Source organism: Bacillus sp. ES1-5, assembly GCF_022487605.1.
Lineage (GTDB): Bacteria > Bacillota > Bacilli > Bacillales > Bacillaceae_G > Bacillus_A > Bacillus_A wiedmannii.
The window spans coordinates 247,572-269,075 of sequence record NZ_JAKVPU010000002.1 but is presented as its reverse complement, the minus strand read 5'-3'; the positions used below and the strand labels follow the sequence as shown (position 1 = coordinate 269,075).

Sequence of the window (21,504 nt, the reverse complement as noted above, 5' to 3'; positions counted from 1 at the left end):
GACTTACGTTTCCCCATAAGTTCTTCCTCCGGTTTCTCCTCTCCCTTTTCCTTCTTACTAGTACATGCTAGTATAAGAAGGGCCCTGCTTTGCAGGGTTTTTTTCTTTGTCTCCTTTTCATTTAAAAAGTGAGATGGTACAGTAAGTAAAAGAAAGAGGAGGAAAAAATATGATTCAACGCTTTATAGAACTCGGAGAAGGCTACTCTGATTTATATGAATTACTTGAAATTGCCAAAGCAAATCAAGAACGTATAACACATATGTTACAATTTGAAACGATTAAAAATGAAAAAAAAGTGTGCTCACTTGTTGTAATATTAAAACCAACTACTACTGGTGATTTCCAACCATTATACATATGTCGCGAAGGCATTCCTGTACTTGAAAACAAAAAAAGTAAACGCGTCATTTTATTTGAAGAAACGGCAGAACAACTAGGAAGAAAAGTGACTACCTTTACGGTAAAACCATCCACAACTTTCCCAGAAAAAGAACTGTTTTTCAATCATTTAATTGGTATTTTACGAATGAATAATTTCATTCCTCCAATGAAATAAAGTGTTATTTCAAGTGAAAAAAATCCCCTGCTAAAATTAGCAGGGGATTTTTTTATTAGCTATAATCGTATTCTTTTGCCCGATCAGGACGTGAATTTTCAAATTCCGTTTTTAAATACGGGCGGTACGACTGTTCTATCTTCTTCACAAAAGGAAGTTTGTTCAACTTTTGCATCATATGCTCAATTTGTTCCATATCACAATATACTACTGCGTATTTTAAGCGTTTTGATATGTAATGTATGTTACCATATTTCCTTAAAATCTTGGCATGTTTCAATGAATGTAAATAAACAATCATACTTTGTCGTTGCCCGAACATAATCTTCTCCATCTTCTCCTTTTAAAAACATATATTTTATATTTTATGAAAACCAATCAGAAATTTATGACATTACAGGACAAACTCTGTATACGTTTTCTTCTATCTTCTAAAAAACGGGGTAATTTACCCCGTTTTACAGCCGCAACCTCCGCCGGTACCACAACCGCCACCACAGCCACCAGCATCAAAAAATGGATTTCCTGTTGGAACTTTGATGGAAGAAGACACCTCCGAACCGATTGCTACACTAACTTCATCTAACAACTTTTGCAAAGTCGTTTCTACTCGTTTAAAAGTTGCAACCTTATCATGTAAGTCTACAGAACGCTTTAACTCCCTCATTTTCGTCGAAACGAAAGTATAATCAGGATGGTATTTACCGAAACGTTGCACTTCTTCATATCGTTCTTTCATCGCTGTAAATTGCTGAATTAACGTCTGAACTTCCATATCTTCATGCAATTCTTTATAACACTTACGATAGTCTTCTGCTATATCTGAACAGATAATCGCTTTTGCAAGCTGCTCTGCCTTATCTAATATCAATACGCTTTCCAGCGTCGCTACAATCATGAGAGACACCTCCGAATATTCATCATACCACATTTAGAATAGAACTACTAATTGAAGTGTCTCACTAAACAGAAAGATATCATTCTAACTATTTCCCATATAATTCTAGCACATACTTATACATTAATATGTTCCGCAATATTATATTTCAGAACATCCCATTTCCCACTATTTTCTTTCACATAACTAATACATGCATTTTTTAATGGCGTCTTAAACGAAACATCTTCCGGTGCAATTGCATGTAAAATTGCTTTTATCGCATGTGAATGCGCTACAATGATAATACGTTTGCCAGAATGAGTTTCTGCAACATCTTTTATAGCAACAAAACAACGCGTTACAATCTCTTCATCTTGCTCCATACCTTCTACTTTACCTTCTGCAATTAACTCCCTAACAGTCGCAACTGGCTTCCCAGAAGCTTCACCAAAATTACGTTCAACAAATCGCTCATCTAATAAAATCGATTGCAATCCTGTAGCCGCTGCAATTTCCTTAGCTGTTTCGTGCGCTCTAATTAATGGGCTACTTATAATTACATCCCATGCTTCCGCTTGCAAAGCAGCTGCACTTTGACTTGCTTGCTTCTTTCCCACTTCGTTAAGTGGAATATCTTCACGTCCTTGAATAATCTCTTGAAAATTCCAATCAGTTTGTCCATGTCGTACTAAACAAATTTCCGTCATGCTCATGCTGCAACTCCTTTTTAAATAATCCGCTTCTATTGTATCAAAAGTTCTGCATGACGGACATAGTTTTCCCTTCCAATTATGTTGTATTTTGCTGCTTCATATACTGAAACATATCGATCATAATGGAGGCAACTGCCAATTGATTTTGGAATTTCTCAACTTTATCTGGTATCGTTTTTTTGAAATGCTGCATAGCCGCTAACTCAAATGCCTCTTTTTCTTCAGGGTTTCGCGTTAGTTTTCTATACCAGTACGGTTGCTCCCTAATATAGCGAGATAAATCCTCATCAGCCTTTATAAACTCCATAATTTCTGCTCTCATCCGCTTTCCCCCTAATCCTTCTGAAAGAAAAATGGATTATTTTCGGAAGTACTTTCTTCTTGCCGCGCGGGCTTCCCTTGAAATTGTTGAAAAACTTGTTGCACACTACCAATAGCACTCGTCACATTAGCTAAATGGTGTTGCATCTGTTCCACATCTAGCTTTTTAAAGAAAGAAAGCATTTGTCCCATCACATCAGCAGTTTTTTCCTCTTCAGTTCGATTATCTTTTTCTTGTTTATTTTCTTTTACCGAAGAAAAAGCTGGCGCTCCATCAGGCCTAAAAGTTGCCCATATTGGATCTTCTTCACCAAGTAAGTACCATTCTTCATAAAACTGTTGCCAAGTTTTGTGACCACTTCTAACCTCATGAACCATTTTAGGGTGATGGTTTACAAACTCTTTAAACTGTTGAACCGATGGATGTAACGGTCCTTTTGTTGTTGGCATAATCCTCACCTCTTCATGTATATCTACTATATAGTAAGAAAAAAAAGGCACATGGTTCGCCTATTTTTAGACGATTCATGCACCTTTTTATCCTGCTATTTGCATACGGGAAGATTCCGACCTACACTTCAGTGAATATGAAGTACTTAAACGGGAGGTGTCCCTTACACAACTTGAAATTTCACTTTATTTTCGAATAAAGTTTTGTGTATAAAACTTATCGTATACCCCAACACCTAATCCTGTAAATTGTTCATTTAATACATTCTTTCTATGTCCTTCACTATTTAACCAACCTTGCACCGCCGCAATTCCATCACTATGTTGCGCCGCTATGTTCTCACCAGCAAGTTGAAATCCTACTTTCCCACGCTGCAAACGATCTCCTAGCGTACCTAATGTAGGTGAATCGTGTGAAAAGTAATTATTATCCTTCATATCTTTACTATGACCTATAGCCACCTCTGCTGTTTGTTGATCCCAAGCTAATAACGGTAACTTATGACGACTTCGAATAATATTTGTTAAATCAAAAATTTGTTGCATATTCCCATTCTCTATTTGTTTCATTTTATCTTGAGTCAATGGTTGTTCTGCTAGTAATTCACCTGAATAAACAAGCTGATACGGTCTTTGGCGTAATAACGTTTCGTCATCCATATAACGAACACCAACAAGCTCATGTGTAAAATGATCAAAATATAATTGTGCCCAGCCATCTTCTACAGGTATTAATGGTTGTTCCATCACTTCCGTGTCAGATAACTCAAATTGATAACTATTCTTCCCTCTTTTTAACGAAATCTCATGGGAGAGTGGATTCTTTTTATACACTTCTTCATACTTTTCATTTATATAATAAGGCGGCACCTTAACTTGCTCACCAGCAACATACGCCGTTACAACTTTTCGTTCTGCAACCCCAAATTGCACATACTGAGTTAAATCTTGATTGTATACCCACCATTCATATCCGTAAGCAGATGGCTCTATCCGAGATGGTTCGCCCCATTTTGCTAATAAATTTTCAGAGTCCCCACCAATCATATTTAAAACAGTATCGGAAGAGTCTTCATTTACTTGTTTTTTCTTTTTCACAATTTTATTTTCTTGCTTTGATTGAGATGGGGTTAATATATATTGTGAAACGAGTAATTTCCCGTATAAATCAACAGCTAAAATTAAAAATGTAATCATTACGATACGCAATAATTTCTTCAATCGATATACCTCCTGCACAAAACATAAAATTGAGATATACACAAATCCTTTTCTTTCCTTTTTTGTGTGTACCGTACTCTTTTCACTATATCATATTTTCGCAAAAAAAGTCTGGATTATCCCTTTTCTCTCAATATGAATTGCACTTTCTTATTATTCATACTATTATAAAAATAATGATGTAACATGAAAAGAGGAGGTATTATATGCAATTTACAAATACGAAATTTAATGGGGCAGTCGTTGATTTAACACTATTAACTGAGATTATGGAAAAGAACCATTTTGTACTTGCTGGACAGTGGGATTATGAACGAGTTACATACGATTATAAATTTGAAATATTAAATGATATTTATTATTTGCGCGTACTAGGTTTGGCTGTTGAAGGTGATGTTGGTAGCAGACACGCTGAAATAAAGCTACTTCCTCCCTTATTAGGAAAACATTATTATCCTCACGGCGTTGAATATGGTGATGGTGAAACTTTCCCAACGAATGTACTTCAAAAAAGCGAACAACTCCTACAAAATATCGAAAAAGAGTTAAAAGAATTCCAAATCATTGAATAAAATAAAAGTGAGTGCATCAATATGATGCACTCACTTTTATTTCGTTTGTAAATACGGCGGCAATTGTTGCAACTGCTCTTTATCCTTTTCACGCTCTCGACGCGCCCATCGAAAGAATACATAACCGATAATTGTGCCATACACTATTTCCTGGACAATTTTCATAATGATGCCGCCTGTTTGTTGGTCTTGTACGACTGGCATCCAGTGTAAAAATTCTGGTCCCGTTATATTTAAATCTGATAAAGTTCCCGCTGGTACACAAAGTTCCATCGCCTTCATCCAAGCAGCCGGATCCGTATACGTTGCGAATAACGGTGCAGTCGCAAAAATGATTAACGCGCAAGCTGGCGTTAATAATATTCCGTTAGCAAACATATAACCAAGTTTCTTTATATCACTTAACGTTTGATATTCTGGTAATGGATTTAGCATCGGCCACCACATCATGATTGCCGTAAAGAACAATATAGCGAGACAAATAGGATGAGCAATTTGACTTTGTTTTACTGCATCAAAAACAACTGGTAAATGATAAAAAGAAAACAGGCCATTAAATACAAACAATGCAATAAGTGGCTTAGCAAATATCTTTAATATAATTTGAACGAACTTAAAAGAAGTAATATAACGATATAACCAATTTGGTATACCTAGCAACAATAACGGTGGAACTGCAATATACATAACTGCCATTTCAAACATATGTGCACTAAATATAATATGACCAATTAAATCAATAGGCCCTCCCTTTACAAAGTACAAAAGAACAATCCCAGTCGTAAAATAAAAAATTTGCTTCTTACTTACCTTCGTCGCATTTTCAAATCGCATTCTATATGGCCCAATAATTAAAAAGTACCCAATAAGAATCGCAAGCATAAATAATAAAAAGATTGGACTCCACAGAGCTTGAAAACCAAATATCCACAAGTTACTCATTGTCACACCCACCTTCTGAAGGTTACCCTTTCACATAATATGAAGAGGGAGCTGTGACAACACAAGCTCCCTTATTTTTCACTTTTCAAATCCACACAATTGTCATAAAAGCTAAAATTGTAATTAACCCGATTAACAGACCAGAATAAAGAAAGAAACTTGCCGCTTCATGCCCTTTATGACTCATATGCATAAAATAATACAATTGAAAAATTACTTGTACCACTGCTAATAGTAAAATAAATGGTACTGAGAAAGTCGGACTAAAAGTTTTCGGATATGCTACAGCTACAAATGCAACTAATGTTAAAAAAATCATTAATGCAAACGTAATAACTTGATGTTTCATTTCCTCCGCACTTTTTCTCTTTCGATAAACAAGATCAACTTTAGGATTATTCATTTGCTTTATCGCCATTGTTTATCCCACCATTCCCATTAAATATACTACAGTGAAAATAAACACCCAAACTACGTCAATAAAGTGCCAATAAATCGATGCAACATAAAACTTCGGTGCATTGTATAAATTTAGACCTCTCTTCGCATTTCTAAAGATTAATGTTAAAATCCAACACAATCCAAACAATACGTGGAGTCCATGCGTACCAACAAGAGCATAAAACGCGGAACCAAACGCACTACTTCTCATAGTATGCTTAAATTCATGCGTATAATGATAAAACTCATATATCTCAAACCCTAAAAATCCTAAACCTAGCAACACTGTTACTAATAGCCAAAGTTGCATTTTCTTAAAGTTAAAGTTTTTCATATGATACATCGCATATACGCTCGTTAAGCTACTCGTTAATAAAAGCATCGTCATAATGAAAACGAGCGGCATTTGGAACATCTCTTGAGATGTTGGTCCACCATTTGTAGAATTCTTTAACGCTAAATATGTGCCAAATAAGGAAGCGAACAATACTGTTTCGCCTCCAAGAAATAACCAAAAACCGACAAACTTATTTTTTCCCTCAAGGGTTGCTTTTTCAGGCTCTGCTGGAAATGTTTCATTCGTTAATTTTTCATCTACATGCATTATGCCTTGCCCCCCTTATCTTCTAAATCTTCCTTATGAATATGATATCCATGATCATCGATTACTGAACGTAGGAACATTGTACCGAATGTAATGATTAAACCAATAATTGCTACTAATAACCAAAACTTATCTTTTCCACCCTGCATATACATTGCACCGAATGCCGCTATAAACAATCCTAAAGAAATGATAAATGGTGAAAACGATGGATTTGGCATATGAATATCACCAACTGGTTCCGCCGCTGTCATCTCTTTATTCCCTTCACGTTTTTCAATCCAAAACGGATCTAACCCGCGAACAAATGGTAATTGTTTAAAGTTATATTCCGGTGTAGGTGCTGGCATTGTCCATTCTAATGTACGTGCATCCCACGGATCACGACCAGCCTTTTCTTTTGATACTGTTGTTTTGATTACATTGAATAGAAGAACAATCGTTCCAAGAGCCATAAATACCGCTCCAATAGAACTAATCATATTCCCCATTTCCAACCCTTGACCTTCAAGATATGTGTAGTAACGACGCGGCATACCAATCAATCCAAGGAAATGCTGAATGAAGAACGTTAAATGGAAACCGATAAAGAATAGCCAAAATGTTATCTTTCCTAACGTTTCATTCAATACTTTATTAAACATCAGTGGCCAATAATAATGAGCTCCTGCAAGTAAACCAAATACAACACCGCCGACGATTACATAATGAAAGTGCGCTACTACGAAATAGTTGTCATGAAATTGATAATCAGCAGGTGCAGATGCTAGCATAACACCTGTAACTCCTCCCATTACGAATGATGGAATGAAAGCTACTGCCCACATCATCGGTGTCGTAAAACGAATACTTCCGCCCCACATCGTAAAGAGCCAGTTGAATATTTTAATACCGGTCGGAACCGCAATCGCCATTGTTGCAACTGAGAAAATAGCATTTGCAACTGGACCAAGCCCGACAGTAAACATATGATGCGCCCATACCATAAATCCTAAGAATCCAATTAATACTGTCGCAAACACCATCGATGAATAACCAAATAATCGCTTTTTCGAAAATGTCGCGAAGATTTCTGAGAATATTCCGAAAGCTGGGAGTATAAGAATGTATACTTCTGGATGACCGAAAATCCAGAATAAATGCTCCCATATAATTGTATTCCCACCCAATGCTGGATTAAAGAAACTTGTTCCAAATAAACGATCTAACATTAAAAGTCCTAATCCTACAGTTAACGGCGGAAAAGCGAATAATATTAGCGAAGATGTTACAAATGTCGTCCATGTAAACATCGGCATACGCATATACGTCATTCCTGGCGCACGCATATTAATAATGGTTACAAGGAAGTTAATACCTCCAATTAATGTACCAATACCGGAGATTTGCAAGCCGAGTACATAAAAATCAACACCATGGCCTTTTGAGGCTAAAGCTAAAGATGCATAAGATGTCCATCCTGCATCAGGTGCTCCACCTAAAAACCAACTTAAATTTAAAAATACTCCACCAAAGAAAAATAACCAAAATCCAAGTGAATTCAAAAACGGGAACGCTACATCACGTGCACCAATTTGAAGTGGTACAGCGGCGTTCATAAATGCAAACACGAGTGGCATAGCTGCGAGGAAAATCATTGTTGTACCGTGCATCGTTAATACTTGATTATAAGCATCCCCAACAAGAAAAGCGTTGTTAGGAATCGCTAATTGAAGGCGAATAAATAGAGCTTCTATTCCGCCTATTATAAAAAACAATCCACCTGCAATTAAATAGAGAATGGCAATCTTTTTATGGTCTACTGTCGTTAAATAATCCCATATGACAGCACCCATCCCCTGTTTTTTTGCTACAGAACTCACGTTTTCAACCTCCCCTTCGCGAATAATCCCTCTTTACTTTTCAACTTTTAACGTTTGTAAGTATGCATTTAATGCATCAATTTGATCATCCGTTAAGTTGCCATATTTACCAGTCATTTTATTTCCTGGTTTCATATTTTCAGGATCTTTCAGCCATTTTTTTAAGTTTTCTTCATTGTTTTCGGCAATACCGGCAACCATATCGCGATCCGCAAAGTTTGCTAAGTTTGGTGCGATACGAGCGGAAGGTGGTCTACTATCATTAGATCCAACTGCGTGACAACCAATACAGCTTTTATTAAATATTTCTTGGCCCTCTTGCGCCTTTGTTGAAGCTACTTCCTTCTTCCCATCAATCTTCTTCATATCAGCAAGCCACTTTTTGTACTCGCTTTCATCCAAAGCTTTCACTTTGAATTGCATTAAAGAATGTGATGGGCCGCAAAATTCTGTACAAAAACCATTATAAGTGCCCGATTTATCTGCCTTTAACCACATTTTGTTCACATTATCTGTATTTGTATCCATTTTCCCAGCTAAAGATGGAACCCAAAACGAATGTTTAATATCGGCACCCTTCAAATTCAAATACACTTTCTTACCTGTGGGGATGACTAAATCTTGAGAAGTGACTATTTTTTCTGATTTATAAGAAAATTCCCACCAATAAAGATTCGCTGTTACATCAACAACGATAGTATCTTTATCAATATTCTTTTTCTCCATCGCACTTACATCAGCAAGTTTGAATGTATATGTAACCGTCGGAACAGCTAAGATTAACAAAAGAATAATCGGAATAACTGTCCATATAATTTCTAGCTTGTGATTCCCTTCAACTTGCTCCGGAATATAATCTTCCTGACCTTTCTTTTGTCGGAAACGCACAATTACATATAAGAAAATAATAGTAACTACTAGTACTACTCCTACCATGATCGCAGTTGCTAGTAAGAGCAAATCATATTGCATTTTTGCTACTTCTCCTTGCGGAATTAAAGTAGATTGAAAGGCTTTACCGCATCCCCCTAACAGTAAAGCCAGCAGTGAAACGAACGAAAGCAGTCGCCACTGTTTCTTCATACAAACAACCCCCACTTTCCTTGTGAATTAGATTGTACTTTATAGTTAAGTAAAGTAAATCTCAACGTAAAGAAATCCAATTATGTCGTTGTCTTAGAAGAATGTAACTACAATCATTGATACAAATAAGATTGTTAAATAATTTAGGGAATAAACAAACATTTGTACGGACCATTTGATGTCATCTTTCTTACGGAAGCCATAAAACCCTAAAACGATCCATCCGATGTTTAACAATGTTGCAATTACCATAAATGTTATCCCTAGTCCACTCATATAAAATGGTAGTGGTAATAAACATACTGTCCAAATCATAATTTGGCGTTTCGTAATTTCAAATCCATGAACTACAGGAAGCATTGGAATTCCTGCATTTCGATATTCATCAACACGTTTCATTGCTAATGCAAGGAAATGTGGGATTTGCCAAATAAACATAATTAAAAATAACATCCAAGCAATTGGATGACCTAAAGATGGATCGATTGCTGCCCATCCAATTAAAGGTGGAACTGCACCAGATATACTACCTACAACAGTATTTAGTGTATACTTTCTCTTTGTCCATAAACTATATAGAACAACATATGTGAAGGCACCAATAAATCCCATTAAAACTGCCATTGGTGTTGTTAATAATAAAAATACAAACCCAAGAAGTAATATAACTAGTCCAAATGTAAGTGCAAATCCTGGTTTATACTTTCCAGTAACCGTTGGACGGGTCTTTGTTCTTTCCATTAATGGATCGATGTCTCGATCAATGTAGTTGTTTAAACAACATACCCCTGCCATAACTAATCCAGAACCAACGATTGTAAAAAATAACTTATCCAAATTGTCCATTACACTTAATCCATTAAAGTGTAATGCCAACCAAAATCCTGTAAATACAGTAAGTGTATTTGAGTTTACAATCCCCATTTTAACGAGTGCTTTTAAATCTTGTAACCGAGTTGTTTCCGGTACACTTGTAACAGCAGACTCATCATGCAGCTCACTTGTTGCATGGTTCATCACTTTAACCCCCTCTTAAAACTTTCATCTTTCTTTTTGCGCCTATTTCGTATGAAATATTTCGCTTCTATATAGCAATATTATTACAGTAGAAATATTGTTAATCCATTCTACTACTAATCTACGCCCATACTCCAATATATTAAATCATATTTCCCGAACATTTTGTGAAGAAAACATGAACTTTTTGTGTCGAATATAAAAACTTAATTCTTACTTGTCCTTATCATAACATGATGTTACCTTCTATCATAAACTTTTTTGTCATATTTAACACGTATTCTCCCCATTTCTTTTCAAAACAGCCTGTTTTTCACCTAAAAATTCCCTTATACATCCTATTTCCACACCCATTTTCTCTCCCCTGTCTTCCCCCGCCATTTCTTTGCTATTTTATTATTTTTTATATATCATAGGAACTAGCGCGTTTTATTCTATACATAATGGAATGAAAATATTTCGCAATAACTTCATAGCAGAAAGATGGTGAAATAGATTGCAACGCTTTATTAAATGGTTAGCAGTCATTACGAGTCTTGATTTATTAATAGTTTTACTAGGAGGCGCCTTAGTTACAAAAACAGGTTCTGGCCAAGGGTGCGGTAAATCATGGCCACTTTGTAACGGTGAATTTGTTCCATCTAATTTATCAATGGAAACTATTATTGAACTAAGTCATCGCCTTACATCAGGATCAGCAGGAATTCTTGTCACACTCCTTTGTATTTTGTCCTGGAAATATTATAAACATGTGCGCGAAACAAAAACGTTAGCAATTTTATCCTTCGTATTTTTAGTTGCACAAGCATTAATGGGAGCTGCAGCAGTTGTTTGGGGACAAATGCCAGCTGTACTGGCTATCCATTTCGGTATTTCCTTAATTTCATTTGCTTCTGTCATTTTATTAACGTGTCTTATCTTTGAAATCGACCAGAAATTTGATGCACGTTCACTTATTATGGACAAAAAAATGAAATTTCATATTTATGGTGTAACAATTTACAGTTATATTGTCGTCTACACAGGCGCTTTAGTACGTCACGAACGAGCTAGCTTAGCCTGCCCAGACTTTCCTTTATGTAGCAAAAATAGACCTATGCCAACTCAACTACATGAATGGGTTCAAATGGGACATAGAGTTGCAGCGATGTTAATTTTCGCTTGGATACTATACGCGATGATTCTCGCTATTCGCCATTACAAGCAGCAACCTGTCGTATACTGGGGATGGATCATTTCATTTATCCTTGTTACACTTCAAGCGATCGTAGGAATTTTAGTCGTATTTACAAATGCTAATTTAGTAATGGCATTATTACATTCACTATTCATTTCTTGCTTGTTTGCTGTACTATGCTATTTAGTTATGTTAGGTACAAGAAGTAAAGCGAATGCAAAAGAAGCTGAATCAACTTCTGAACAAACAAAATAAATTTAAATTAAAATACCTTGTCGAATTGGCAAGGTATTTTTTGCGATAAAGTGAAACTTTAATCAGTGGGGGTTTTCTTCATCCCCACTGATTATTAGCCCGCACCAATCGGGCTTTTATGAGCAGCCCGACCCCCACCTAACTTCTTTGCTTTCGCTGAATTTTAAGGTGGGGGTCTTACTGCCCGCAAATAGCGAGATAAAGAAAAAGAGCTGCATTTACACAGCTCTTTTCTATTTTAGTGATCTAATTCAATGAGTAAATCACCCGTTTGAATCGCATCACCATCGTTAACATATACTTTTTTCACTTTACCATTGAACGGCGCTTGAACTGTCGTTTCCATTTTCATCGCTTCTGTAATTGCCATAGAATCGCCTTTTTTCACTTCATCGCCTTCTTTTACAACTACTTTAATAACCGTTCCTGGCATTGTTGCACTAATGTGGTTTGGATTTTCACGGTTTCCTTTCACACGTTGTGCCACTGTTGCTTTCACACTTTCGTCTTTCACAACAATCTCACGTGGTTGACCGTTAAATTCCAAGTAAAGAATACGATTTCCATCTGGCTGAGGCTCTCCGATTGATACTAGTTTAACCATCAATGTTTTACCTTGTTCGATTTCCACATTGATTTCTTCACCAAGTCTCATACCATAGAAGAATGTCGGTGTATCAAGTACAGACACACTTCCATAAATCTCAGCAACTTTTTCGTAATCCATAAATACTTTTGGATATAATGCATAGGCAACGACATCAAAAATCGTCACTTCGCGTCCAAGCTTATGGAATAGCTCTTCTTTTAACGCGTCGAAATCTACTGGCTCTAATAATTCACCCGGTCTTACTGTTAATGGCTCTTTCCCTTTTAAAATAATTTCTTGTAACTTTTTCGGGAAACCACCATAAGGTTGTCCTAAATCTCCTGAGAACATTTCAACAACAGATCCTGGGAAGTCCATCGAATGCCCACGCTCTAAAACATCTTGTTCTGTTAAGTGATTTTGAACCATAAATAATGCCATATCACCGACAACTTTAGATGATGGTGTTACTTTCACAATATCGCCAAACATGTCATTCACACGGCGGTACATTACTTTCACTTCATCGAAGCGATCTCCTAAACCAACCGCCTTCGCTTGTTGTTGTAGATTACTATACTGTCCGCCTGGCATTTCGTGCATGTATACCTCTGTATGAGGAGCATTCATACCACTTTCAAACGGTGCGTAGTATTTACGGACATCTTCCCAGTAATGGGATAGTTTTTCTAATGAATCTACGTTAACGTCCGGCTGTCTTTCGTTTCCGCCTAACGCATAGTATAGCGTGTTTGCGCTTGGTTGTGACGTTTGACCAGCCATAGAACTTACTGCTACATCGACAATATCAACACCTGCTTCAATTGCCTTTGTATACGTTAATATACCATTTCCACTCGTATCGTGTGTATGCAAGTGAATCGGAATCGATACCGTCTCTTTTAGTGCAGAAACTAAATCATATGCCGCATTAGGTTTTAATAAGCCTGCCATATCTTTAATTCCTAATATATGTGCTCCTGATGCTTCTAACTCTTTTGCTAAATTTTTATAGTAATTTAAATCATATTTACTACGTAACGGATCATGAATATCTCCTGTGTAGCACATTGTTGCTTCTGCAATTTTACCAGTATCTCGCACAGCATCAATCGCAACTCTCATACCTTCTACCCAGTTTAAGCTATCAAAAATACGGAATACATCAATTCCAGCTTGAGCAGAACATTCCACAAATTTTTGAATTAAATTATCTGGATAGTTTTTGTAACCAACTGCGTTTGAAGAACGAAGTAACATTTGGAATAAAACGTTTGGCATTTTTTCACGAAGATCTAGTAATCGTTCCCATGGATCTTCCTTTAAGAAACGATATGCAACATCAAACGTTGCACCGCCCCACATTTCCGCTGAGAATAGGTTCGGTAGCATTCTCGCTGTCGGCTCTGCAATTTGATGTAAATCTTTTGTACGAATACGCGTCGCAAGTAATGACTGATGTGCATCACGGAATGTTGTATCCGTCAAAAGTACACGCTTTTGATCTTGTACCCATTTTACTAATCCGTCCGCTCCACGCTCATCCAAAATTTGTTTCGTTCCATTTTGAATCGGTTCTGAGTGTAATACATTCGGTATACGAGCATCCGGGAAAATTGGTTTCTCTTTTTTCCCTACTCCTGGGAAGCCATTTACTGTTACTGTCCCAATGTAATTTAACATTTTCGTTCCGCGGTCTTTACGTTTCGGGAACAGGAATAGTTCAGGTGACGCATCAATAAATGAAGTGTCATATTCTCCTGATAAGAAGTTTTTATGTTTTACTACATTCTCTAGAAATGGAATATTTGTTTTAATACCACGAATACGGAATTCTTTTAAGTTACGTTCCATTTTCGCAGCAGCTTGTTCAAAAGTAAGTGCCCATGTTGTAACTTTTACAAGTAAAGAATCATAGTACGGTGTAATAACAGCACCTTGGAAACTATTACCTGTATCAAGACGAACACCGAAACCACCACCTGATCGATATGCCATAATTTTCCCTGTATCCGGCATGAAATTATTTAATGGGTCTTCAGTCGTTACACGAGATTGGATCGCAAATCCATGTACAACTACTTCCTCTTGCTTCGGAACACCTACCATTTTACTATGTAATGCATGTCCATCAGCTATTAAAATTTGTGATTGAACGATATCCACTCCTGTGATCATTTCTGTAATCGTATGTTCAACTTGAACACGCGGATTTACTTCTATGAAGTAAAACTCATCACCTTTTACAAGAAATTCTACTGTTCCTGCGTTTAAATAATTTACATTTTTCGTTAACTTAACAGCAGCATCACAAATACGCTGACGCAAATCATCTGAAAGTGACACACTAGGTGCAATTTCTACCACTTTTTGGTGACGACGTTGTACAGAACAGTCTCGCTCGTATAAATGAACAACATTGCCCTCTTCATCTGCTAAAATTTGAACTTCTATATGTTTAGGTTTTTCAACGAATTTTTCAACGTACACTTCATCATTACCAAAGGCTGCTTTCGCTTCTGATTTCGCTCGATTATACGATTCTCTTAATTCTTCACTACTACGTACAATACGCATACCACGACCGCCACCGCCAAGGGAAGCTTTAATAATAATCGGGTAATCATACTTTTCAGCAAATTCTCCGACTTCTTCTACTGAATTTACTGGCCCATCACTACCAGGAATAACTGGAATTTGTGCTAGCTGCGCTTGTGTTCTTGCTTTCACTTTATCTCCAAACATATCTAAATGCTTACTCTTTGGACCAATAAAGATAATCCCTTCTTCTTCACAACGTTTTGCGAATTGAATATTTTCTGACAAGAAACCATATCCAGGGTGGATTGCATCTACATGATTACTTTTCGCAATCTCAATAATGCCCTCAATATCTAGATAAGCATCAATTGGCTTTTTCCCTTCCCCAACTAAATAGGACTCATCGGCTTTATAACGATGATAAGAACCACTATCCTCTTTAGAATAGATTGCAACTGTTTTTAATCCAAGTTCCGAACAAGCTCGAAACACACGAATTGCAATCTCTCCACGGTTAGCTACCAATACTTTTTGAATACGTTGCAGCTTTGTCATGATTTTCCCCCTCTACTTTCCTACCACTCTAGAGATAAAATATATACACACCATAAAGAGCGTGAAGTTCTTCACTTTCTACATTATATTATACTTAGAAAGCTTCACTTTATTTTTATCCATCATACCTTATTTTTTAATAAATGATAAGTTTTCTGATCAATTTGTTTCACAAAAATAGTATAGCATACCTCTTCCTTTTCTAACAACTTAATTGTATATCACATTTGATTGAATGTGATATATTTTTTAATGTATATACCAATTAATGCATCCTATTCGATGTTTCTTGAACATAAAAAAACACATCGCGCTCTAAAGCACAATGTGTTTTTTATTTTACTACAACAAGACGCGGTCCATCTTGCTCTCTTTCTTTCATTATCTCATTTTGTTGTTTCTCTTGTCGTTTTACATGACTAGCAACATTTAATAATATACCCATCGCAATTAGATTAGCCAATAAAGAACTACCACCATAACTAATAAACGGTAAAGGTACTCCTGTAAGTGGTATTAATCCAGACATACCACCAACATTAACAAAAGTTTGTATCCCAATTAAACTTGCAATTCCGATTGCAATTAAACTTCCAAATGGATCTTTACACTTTTGTGCTACTCTAAACGAACGAATGATAATAAGTAGTAAACAGATTAAAATAATAGCTACACCTATAAAACCTAGTTCTTCAGATATAATCGCCATAATAAAATCCGTTTGCGGCTCTGGTAAGTAGCCATACTTTTGTATACTATTTCCTAGTCCTCTACCATTTAACCCACCTGAGGCAATTCCAATAAATGAATTTATTAATTGAAATCCATCTTTTTGCGGATCGCTAAATGGATCAAGAAAAACTGAAAATCGAGCTTTTTGGTATAGACTTAATTTATAGTTTCCGATAAAATACAACGCCGGAATCCACACGACAGATGTTAATAAAAATCTTTTTATCCACAAGTTAACATTAACTCCTGAACAGAAGAACATAATTAACACTGTTCCACCTATTAATATGTCAGTCCCTAAGTCATTTTGTAATAAAATTAATACCATCGATCCACCGACAACAAATATAGGAGGTATTATCCCTTGAAAAAAAGGGGTTTGCCTCTCTTGTTTCTTAGCAAAAAAACTTGCTAGCGTAATAATAACTGCTATTTTTACAAATTCAGCTGGTTGTATACCTAGTATCCATCCTTTTGCACCATTGATTACCTTACCGAAAAGGAAAGCTGCTGTTAGTAATCCAATACTCCCTAACCCCATCGCTGTAAGAACTATTTTTTCCCTCCACAATTTGTAAGGGATTATAACGACAATCACAAGCATTACCGTTCCAATAGCAAGAGCAACTAATTGTTTTTTAAAAAAGTGATCTGCTGGCCAGTTATATTTCGACGAAATCGCGACAATGGAACTAGAACTATATACCATTATAACTCCCAACACACATAAGATAACAAGAGGAAGTAATAATGAATAATCCATTGATTTCCATACTCTTTTCATTTCATTTCCTCTTTCTGTTTCAATTTAATTATTGTTGTATTCCATATGTACATTGATTCTTCCTGCTTTATTATACAAATAAAAAGCCCAAACTATTTCAGTTTGAGCCCCCCTATTTGAACCCGTTATTGTTGTTTGTTCGTAAATGCTTCATGAAGTGCAGATAACTCACGTTCAAGCTCTCCTAACATTGCTTTCCCTTGTTCTTCTGCAATAAGACCAAGGCGAACTGCAAAATCGACCTCGCGGGATAGTCCAAACATTTGTGTGTCTAACACTTCTTCATATAATGGACATTGCGGCATTGTAAGATTGTCCATTTGCACCTTAATAAGTCTTAAAATCTTCTCCGCATCCGCTTGTAGAAGGGCTAGTGCCTTTTCCTGATGATTTGATACTGTCTCAGACGCCAAATTGATTCCCTCCGTTTCCGTCCTACTCTCTCCTATCTATTAATATTAGCGATAGTTTTAGTAAATTGCAATAGAAACATTTTTTGTGACAACCGTGTCTAATGCTATTATACTGAAAAGTGGGAGTATAACACAAATGGGGGAACAGCAATGAGCGAAATTTTATTTATTAATGGAAAAGTTCGTTTTCCAATCACTATCGATCCAACTGTTTGGATCTTTGATGATCGAAAAGTAGATTTGACAACTTACTTTGATGAAACAAGAGAAAACACTTCAGAACTAGAAGCTTATTTAAAAAACACTTCAGAGCATTGGGATCGCGAAATCCGTGATGGTGCTGCGTTTCCACCGATACAACAAAGTGTAAAGAAATATAAAAAAGAACAACTAATTACTGGAACGTTCGGTATACCATTTCATCCATTTCTTGCTAACGCCGAAATTTCAGAGGACGCTACGCAAGTCGAAATTGAAACAGTAGATCAAACAATAATACTTCCATTAGAAACTGTAGAAAATGCTATTCTTGGTTTTTCAAAAGAAGGAAAACCATTAAAAGAGGATGGACCTGTTCATCTATATTACAATGATGGATCTAATAGACAAAATCCAATCCGTAACATCCGTAAATTCACCATTATTTAACATGTATACTTGAAAGAAAAAAGGAGTGAGCTTCAGCTCACTCTTTTTATAATAAATCTGCTGCTAGTTGAGCTAAATTAGACCGCTCCCCTTTAACAAACTTTACATGACCACTAATACGTTGCTCTTTAAACTTCTCTACAACATATGTTAAACCATTATTATATTCATCCAAATACGGGTGATCAATTTGCTGAGGATCTCCCATTAATACAATTTTACTTTTTTCTCCTACCCTTGTTAATATCGTTTTCACTTCATGCTTCGTTAAATTTTGTGCTTCATCAATTATAATGAACTGATCTGGAATACTTCTCCCACGTATATAGGTAAGGGCCTCTACTTCAATCGAACCCATTCCAGCTAAAATAGCATCTAACTCTCCTGGCTTTTTCGTATTAAATAAATACTCTAGATTATCAAAAATCGGTTGCATCCACGGTCTTAACTTTTCTTCTTTTTCTCCTGGTAAATAACCGATATCTTTTCCGACTGGAACAATTGGCCTTGCAACGAGTAGTTTTTTATATAGCCCTAAATCTTCCGTTTGCATGAGTCCTGAAGCCAGCGCGAGTAATGTTTTTCCTGTACCAGCTTTCCCCGTTAACGTTACTAGCGGAATATCTTCACGAAGCAACAATTCTAACCCCATAATTTGCTGCACATTTCGTGGTCGTATCCCCCATACTTGTTCATTGTGAAAAATAAGTTTCTTTACCTTCTTACCTAAATGATCCACAATGCCAAGTGCTGAACTAGATCCCCCTAATGCATCTTTCATTACTACAAACTGATTTGGATAAAAAGGGTGATTTGCAATTTCGGATAAAGGCAATTCACCTTTTTCATAAAAATAATCTAATTGCTCTTTTGATATATACCCTTCTAAAAATCCTGAATATATATTATCTACTTCAATTACACGATCACTTAAATAATCTTCCGCCTTCAAACCAATTGCATCAGCTTTTACCCTTACGAGCACGTCTTTACTTACTAAAATAACAGACTTCCCGTCCTCTTTTTCTTGTTCTTCTAAAGATAGATTTTTTGCTACAGCTAAAATTCGATTATCATTCGTTTTTTCTACAAAAATATCTTGTAGTTGAACAAATGAACGATGATTTAATTCAATACGAAATGTACCGCCGTTTTCTAACGGAATACTTTCATGCAGCTTTCCTATTTCACGAAATTTGTCTATTAACTTAGATACATAACGAGCGTTTCGTCCTACTTCATCCATATAACGTTTTTTCGAATCAACCTCTTCTAATACAACTGCTGGAATCACTACTTCATTTGTTTCAAATGAAAAAATAGATAAAGGATCCTGCAAAAGTACATTCGTATCTAACACATAAATTTTATCCAACCTGTTACCCCCTGACTCCACTTTTAAATTTGTAGAACAAGGGTTTCATCCATAAAATATGGACGAACCATTGTTATAATTATATGTACCGTATAAACGAGGTAGAATCGAAATTCATAGCCATTAAACCTTTTATTTATTTTTTATTCATTTCTATTCAATATATTACTTTTAATTATAATTATTAACATAAAATCACAATAACCGATTACAAAAGTTAATAACTGAATTTCTTATTTATCACATTTATAATTCTTTTATTCCTACTAACACTTGGTTATCCAACTTTTTCGCTGCGCGAATATCATATGTTTTTTCATACGTTGGTTCAGTTGCAAGTTTCGCTCCATAAAACATAACATCACGTACTTCTTGTACATTTACTTCTATTACAGTTAATTTTAGAGGAATGCCTTCCATTCTATCAGTCAAGATTTCACCTGCACCACTTATGGAAAATACGGATTCGTTCGCCATTATAGTCAATACTAGCCCAGTACTATGCCGTATATTTTCCACAATACGTGAACGTTGATCTACTGCAAATCGAATACTAGTTTTACTCACTGCATACACCCAAGAAATAGCACTTACGTTAGGAACTTGTTTTTCGAAGTCTGTTGTTGCTACCATAACAATACATTCTTTACGTAACGTTTGTACTAAATCATCTGTTAATGTAGGATCTACTACATTCGCCATATTTCCACCTCCAAATATAATTAACATATCCTTATCATAACTTATTTTTCGAATTGCGAAAATATTATTTTTTCCCGCTATTATTCAAAAATATTACACTTCCATGATATACTTATACTGATAGAATTCGTATTGAGGTGACGAAATGAGAGTCAAATGTATGATTTGTGATAAAAAAGATATGTTAGATGATGAAAATCCTATGGCAAAAAAACTGCGTAACCGCCCTATTCATACATATATGTGCATGGAATGTTCGGAACGAATTGCAGAACGTACGATGGAACGTCATGCAAGCGGTAATTTCCGATTATATCGTGATAAAAAAGTCGAAGACGATTGGTAAAATGTAAATAAGTCCTTAATCATATAGATAAGGACTTATTTATATTTTTCAGGTTCACGATTCATTTGATCCAAAAAGCAATCAATAGCTTCTAATGGAAACCTGGCAGATTTTTTTTCTCCATTCATTTCATATGTAATCAAATACATTTCTTCGTTCTTTTTAACTTCCACATTCTTTAATTTATGTTCTTCATATATCATATTTTGAAATAACAAATACGTTTCTTTTGCAGCACGATCATCTGGACGTGCTTCAGCAACTGTTTTAATCGTTAACCAATTATATAACGCATCTTGTACTGATCGCATAAAAATTCGCCTCCTCACCCAGCATTTTGTTGTCTTGCTTGACGTAAACGCAACCTATAAATCCCAAGTACAATTGCCGCTACAACAAGACCCTCTCCAACAGGTAAAAAAACTGCAAAAAAAGTTAAAACTGTACACCCAATCGCTAACGATATATATATCACTATATTTTTTATTATTGATAGTTTTCTTGCAAAACCTAAATTATACACAAGTGCACTTAATATAATAATGATACCATATAGCAACCACATCCCTAGTTCTGGATTTTCATCAACTTTACATAATTTCGCAAAAAACGACATTCTTTCTAACATCATTCATCCCCCTTTCTCACAAAAAAACAAATTTTATTTATGTACTTAATACAAGAGTAACCTGCAAAAAAAATACTGTCCACAAAAAAGAGTA

Annotated in this window: 24 protein-coding genes; 5 read left to right on the top strand and 19 right to left on the bottom strand. The window is 35.8% G+C overall.

Annotation, left to right across the window (positions count from 1 at the left end; genetic code table 11):
• Positions 1-169: 169 nt before the first annotated feature.
• Positions 170-559, top strand: coding sequence for a DUF7147 family protein (locus tag MKO96_RS11220; protein WP_000616012.1), 390 nt, complete (start codon positions 170-172; stop codon positions 557-559).
• A gap of 55 nt (positions 560-614) precedes the next feature.
• Here MKO96_RS11220 and MKO96_RS11215 read toward each other — a convergent pair whose 3' ends face one another.
• The 6 genes from MKO96_RS11215 to MKO96_RS11190 form a co-directional block, all read right to left on the bottom strand.
• A complete protein-coding gene (locus MKO96_RS11215) occupies positions 615-881 on the bottom strand; it encodes a YlbG family protein (protein ID WP_002080814.1) in 267 nt (88 codons plus the stop codon).
• Positions 882-1,007: 126 nt separating this feature from the next.
• Positions 1,008-1,457 carry a YlbF/YmcA family competence regulator gene (locus tag MKO96_RS11210; protein WP_087981711.1) on the bottom strand — a complete coding sequence of 150 codons (450 nt, stop codon included), beginning with the start codon at positions 1,455-1,457 and terminating at the stop codon, positions 1,008-1,010.
• Positions 1,458-1,573: 116 nt separating this feature from the next.
• The gene (locus tag MKO96_RS11205; RefSeq protein WP_240587580.1) at positions 1,574-2,146 is read right to left on the bottom strand and encodes a histidine phosphatase family protein; all 573 of its coding nucleotides are present in this window, start codon (positions 2,144-2,146) and stop codon (positions 1,574-1,576) included.
• 82 nt (positions 2,147-2,228) lie between these two features.
• Positions 2,229-2,474, bottom strand: coding sequence for a YlbE-like family protein (locus MKO96_RS11200; protein WP_001200991.1), 246 nt, complete (start codon positions 2,472-2,474; stop codon positions 2,229-2,231).
• A gap of 11 nt (positions 2,475-2,485) precedes the next feature.
• Positions 2,486-2,923 carry a YlbD family protein gene (locus MKO96_RS11195; RefSeq protein ID WP_061678261.1) on the bottom strand — a complete coding sequence of 146 codons (438 nt, stop codon included), beginning with the start codon at positions 2,921-2,923 and terminating at the stop codon, positions 2,486-2,488.
• 186 nt (positions 2,924-3,109) lie between these two features.
• A complete protein-coding gene (locus tag MKO96_RS11190) occupies positions 3,110-4,144 on the bottom strand; it encodes a CAP domain-containing protein (protein ID WP_240587495.1) in 1,035 nt (344 codons plus the stop codon).
• 206 nt (positions 4,145-4,350) lie between these two features.
• Here MKO96_RS11190 and MKO96_RS11185 point away from each other — a divergent pair, with 206 nt between their 5' ends.
• Positions 4,351-4,716: a YugN family protein gene (locus MKO96_RS11185; RefSeq protein WP_064474955.1), complete on the top strand. Its 366-nt coding sequence runs from the start codon at positions 4,351-4,353 to the stop codon at positions 4,714-4,716.
• 36 nt (positions 4,717-4,752) lie between these two features.
• On the opposite strand, the gene ctaG is transcribed toward MKO96_RS11185, so the two are convergent.
• From ctaG to ctaB, 6 genes are all read right to left on the bottom strand, one after another.
• Positions 4,753-5,658 carry a cytochrome c oxidase assembly factor CtaG gene (gene ctaG, locus MKO96_RS11180; RefSeq protein ID WP_087981714.1) on the bottom strand — a complete coding sequence of 302 codons (906 nt, stop codon included), beginning with the start codon at positions 5,656-5,658 and terminating at the stop codon, positions 4,753-4,755.
• Positions 5,659-5,743: 85 nt separating this feature from the next.
• Positions 5,744-6,076, bottom strand: coding sequence for a cytochrome c oxidase subunit IVB (ctaF, locus tag MKO96_RS11175; protein ID WP_087981715.1), 333 nt, complete (start codon positions 6,074-6,076; stop codon positions 5,744-5,746).
• Positions 6,077-6,079: 3 nt separating this feature from the next.
• Complete coding sequence (gene ctaE, locus MKO96_RS11170; protein WP_000557861.1) at positions 6,080-6,703, bottom strand: cytochrome c oxidase subunit III; 624 nt, start codon at positions 6,701-6,703, stop codon at positions 6,080-6,082.
• Entirely contained in the window at positions 6,703-8,538 is a 1,836-nt protein-coding gene (gene ctaD / locus MKO96_RS11165; protein ID WP_000501451.1) for a cytochrome c oxidase subunit I, read from the bottom strand. The genes ctaE and ctaD overlap by 1 nt, the downstream gene beginning before the upstream one ends.
• Positions 8,539-8,598: 60 nt before the next feature.
• Positions 8,599-9,648, bottom strand: coding sequence for a cytochrome c oxidase subunit II (gene coxB / locus MKO96_RS11160; RefSeq protein ID WP_000745278.1), 1,050 nt, complete (start codon positions 9,646-9,648; stop codon positions 8,599-8,601).
• Positions 9,649-9,741: 93 nt separating this feature from the next.
• Entirely contained in the window at positions 9,742-10,665 is a 924-nt protein-coding gene (gene ctaB / locus MKO96_RS11155) for a protoheme IX farnesyltransferase (RefSeq protein ID WP_001015058.1), read from the bottom strand.
• A 496-nt stretch (positions 10,666-11,161) separates the two neighbouring features.
• Here ctaB and ctaA point away from each other — a divergent pair, with 496 nt between their 5' ends.
• Positions 11,162-12,097 carry a heme A synthase gene (gene ctaA, locus MKO96_RS11150; RefSeq protein WP_087981716.1) on the top strand — a complete coding sequence of 312 codons (936 nt, stop codon included), beginning with the start codon at positions 11,162-11,164 and terminating at the stop codon, positions 12,095-12,097.
• A 238-nt stretch (positions 12,098-12,335) separates the two neighbouring features.
• Here ctaA and pyc read toward each other — a convergent pair whose 3' ends face one another.
• From pyc to MKO96_RS11135, 3 genes are all read right to left on the bottom strand, one after another.
• The gene (gene pyc, locus MKO96_RS11145) at positions 12,336-15,782 is read right to left on the bottom strand and encodes a pyruvate carboxylase (protein ID WP_087981717.1); all 3,447 of its coding nucleotides are present in this window, start codon (positions 15,780-15,782) and stop codon (positions 12,336-12,338) included.
• A 334-nt stretch (positions 15,783-16,116) separates the two neighbouring features.
• Positions 16,117-17,298 carry an FtsW/RodA/SpoVE family cell cycle protein gene (locus tag MKO96_RS11140; protein ID WP_240587494.1) on the bottom strand — a complete coding sequence of 394 codons (1,182 nt, stop codon included), beginning with the start codon at positions 17,296-17,298 and terminating at the stop codon, positions 16,117-16,119.
• 125 nt (positions 17,299-17,423) lie between these two features.
• A complete protein-coding gene (locus tag MKO96_RS11135) occupies positions 17,424-17,711 on the bottom strand; it encodes an Fpa/YlaN family protein (protein WP_000135698.1) in 288 nt (95 codons plus the stop codon).
• A gap of 150 nt (positions 17,712-17,861) precedes the next feature.
• On the opposite strand from MKO96_RS11135, the gene MKO96_RS11130 reads away from it, so the two are divergent.
• On the top strand, positions 17,862-18,359 hold the full coding sequence (locus MKO96_RS11130; protein ID WP_088123318.1) for a molybdopterin-binding protein: 498 nt from the start codon (positions 17,862-17,864) through the stop codon (positions 18,357-18,359).
• Positions 18,360-18,405: 46 nt separating this feature from the next.
• Here the strand turns inward: MKO96_RS11130 and MKO96_RS11125 are convergent, their stop codons facing one another.
• Both MKO96_RS11125 and MKO96_RS11120 read right to left on the bottom strand, forming a co-directional pair.
• Entirely contained in the window at positions 18,406-19,734 is a 1,329-nt protein-coding gene (locus MKO96_RS11125; protein WP_000358079.1) for a PhoH family protein, read from the bottom strand.
• Between the two features lie 246 nt (positions 19,735-19,980).
• On the bottom strand, positions 19,981-20,436 hold the full coding sequence (locus MKO96_RS11120) for a PNPOx family protein (RefSeq protein WP_000024571.1): 456 nt from the start codon (positions 20,434-20,436) through the stop codon (positions 19,981-19,983).
• A 145-nt stretch (positions 20,437-20,581) separates the two neighbouring features.
• Between MKO96_RS11120 and MKO96_RS11115 the strand changes: the two genes are divergently transcribed.
• Positions 20,582-20,782, top strand: a complete 201-nt coding sequence (locus tag MKO96_RS11115) for a YlaI family protein (RefSeq protein ID WP_001995040.1) — start codon at positions 20,582-20,584, stop codon at positions 20,780-20,782.
• Positions 20,783-20,817: 35 nt separating this feature from the next.
• Here MKO96_RS11115 and MKO96_RS11110 read toward each other — a convergent pair whose 3' ends face one another.
• Together MKO96_RS11110 and MKO96_RS11105 are read right to left on the bottom strand one after the other, a co-directional pair.
• Positions 20,818-21,093 carry a hypothetical protein gene (locus tag MKO96_RS11110; protein WP_063260459.1) on the bottom strand — a complete coding sequence of 92 codons (276 nt, stop codon included), beginning with the start codon at positions 21,091-21,093 and terminating at the stop codon, positions 20,818-20,820.
• A 14-nt stretch (positions 21,094-21,107) separates the two neighbouring features.
• On the bottom strand, positions 21,108-21,410 hold the full coding sequence (locus MKO96_RS11105; RefSeq protein ID WP_000893657.1) for a YlaH-like family protein: 303 nt from the start codon (positions 21,408-21,410) through the stop codon (positions 21,108-21,110).
• Between the last annotated feature and the right edge of the window lie 94 nt (positions 21,411-21,504).

Excerpts from the sequence above, each read along its gene's own strand:
- MKO96_RS11220 (WP_000616012.1), top strand. The coding sequence starts at position 170 with ATGATTCAACGCTTTATAGAACTCGGAGAAGGCTACTCTGATTTATAT.
- MKO96_RS11215 (WP_002080814.1), bottom strand. The coding sequence starts at position 881 with ATGTTCGGGCAACGACAAAGTATGATTGTTTATTTACATTCATTGAAA.
- MKO96_RS11210 (WP_087981711.1), bottom strand. The coding sequence starts at position 1,457 with ATGATTGTAGCGACGCTGGAAAGCGTATTGATATTAGATAAGGCAGAG.
- MKO96_RS11205 (WP_240587580.1), bottom strand. The coding sequence starts at position 2,146 with ATGACGGAAATTTGTTTAGTACGACATGGACAAACTGATTGGAATTTT.
- MKO96_RS11200 (WP_001200991.1), bottom strand. The coding sequence starts at position 2,474 with ATGAGAGCAGAAATTATGGAGTTTATAAAGGCTGATGAGGATTTATCT.
- MKO96_RS11195 (WP_061678261.1), bottom strand. The coding sequence starts at position 2,923 with ATGCCAACAACAAAAGGACCGTTACATCCATCGGTTCAACAGTTTAAA.
- MKO96_RS11185 (WP_064474955.1), top strand. The coding sequence starts at position 4,351 with ATGCAATTTACAAATACGAAATTTAATGGGGCAGTCGTTGATTTAACA.
- ctaG (WP_087981714.1), bottom strand. The coding sequence starts at position 5,658 with ATGAGTAACTTGTGGATATTTGGTTTTCAAGCTCTGTGGAGTCCAATC.
- ctaF (WP_087981715.1), bottom strand. The coding sequence starts at position 6,076 with ATGGCGATAAAGCAAATGAATAATCCTAAAGTTGATCTTGTTTATCGA.
- ctaE (WP_000557861.1), bottom strand. The coding sequence starts at position 6,703 with ATGCATGTAGATGAAAAATTAACGAATGAAACATTTCCAGCAGAGCCT.
- ctaD (WP_000501451.1), bottom strand. The coding sequence starts at position 8,538 with ATGGGTGCTGTCATATGGGATTATTTAACGACAGTAGACCATAAAAAG.
- coxB (WP_000745278.1), bottom strand. The coding sequence starts at position 9,648 with ATGAAGAAACAGTGGCGACTGCTTTCGTTCGTTTCACTGCTGGCTTTA.
- ctaB (WP_001015058.1), bottom strand. The coding sequence starts at position 10,665 with ATGAACCATGCAACAAGTGAGCTGCATGATGAGTCTGCTGTTACAAGT.
- pyc (WP_087981717.1), bottom strand. The coding sequence starts at position 15,782 with ATGACAAAGCTGCAACGTATTCAAAAAGTATTGGTAGCTAACCGTGGA.
- MKO96_RS11140 (WP_240587494.1), bottom strand. The coding sequence starts at position 17,298 with ATGAAAAGAGTATGGAAATCAATGGATTATTCATTATTACTTCCTCTT.
- MKO96_RS11130 (WP_088123318.1), top strand. The coding sequence starts at position 17,862 with ATGAGCGAAATTTTATTTATTAATGGAAAAGTTCGTTTTCCAATCACT.
- MKO96_RS11120 (WP_000024571.1), bottom strand. The coding sequence starts at position 20,436 with ATGGCGAATGTAGTAGATCCTACATTAACAGATGATTTAGTACAAACG.
- MKO96_RS11115 (WP_001995040.1), top strand. The coding sequence starts at position 20,582 with ATGAGAGTCAAATGTATGATTTGTGATAAAAAAGATATGTTAGATGAT.
- MKO96_RS11110 (WP_063260459.1), bottom strand. The coding sequence starts at position 21,093 with ATGCGATCAGTACAAGATGCGTTATATAATTGGTTAACGATTAAAACA.
- MKO96_RS11105 (WP_000893657.1), bottom strand. The coding sequence starts at position 21,410 with ATGTTAGAAAGAATGTCGTTTTTTGCGAAATTATGTAAAGTTGATGAA.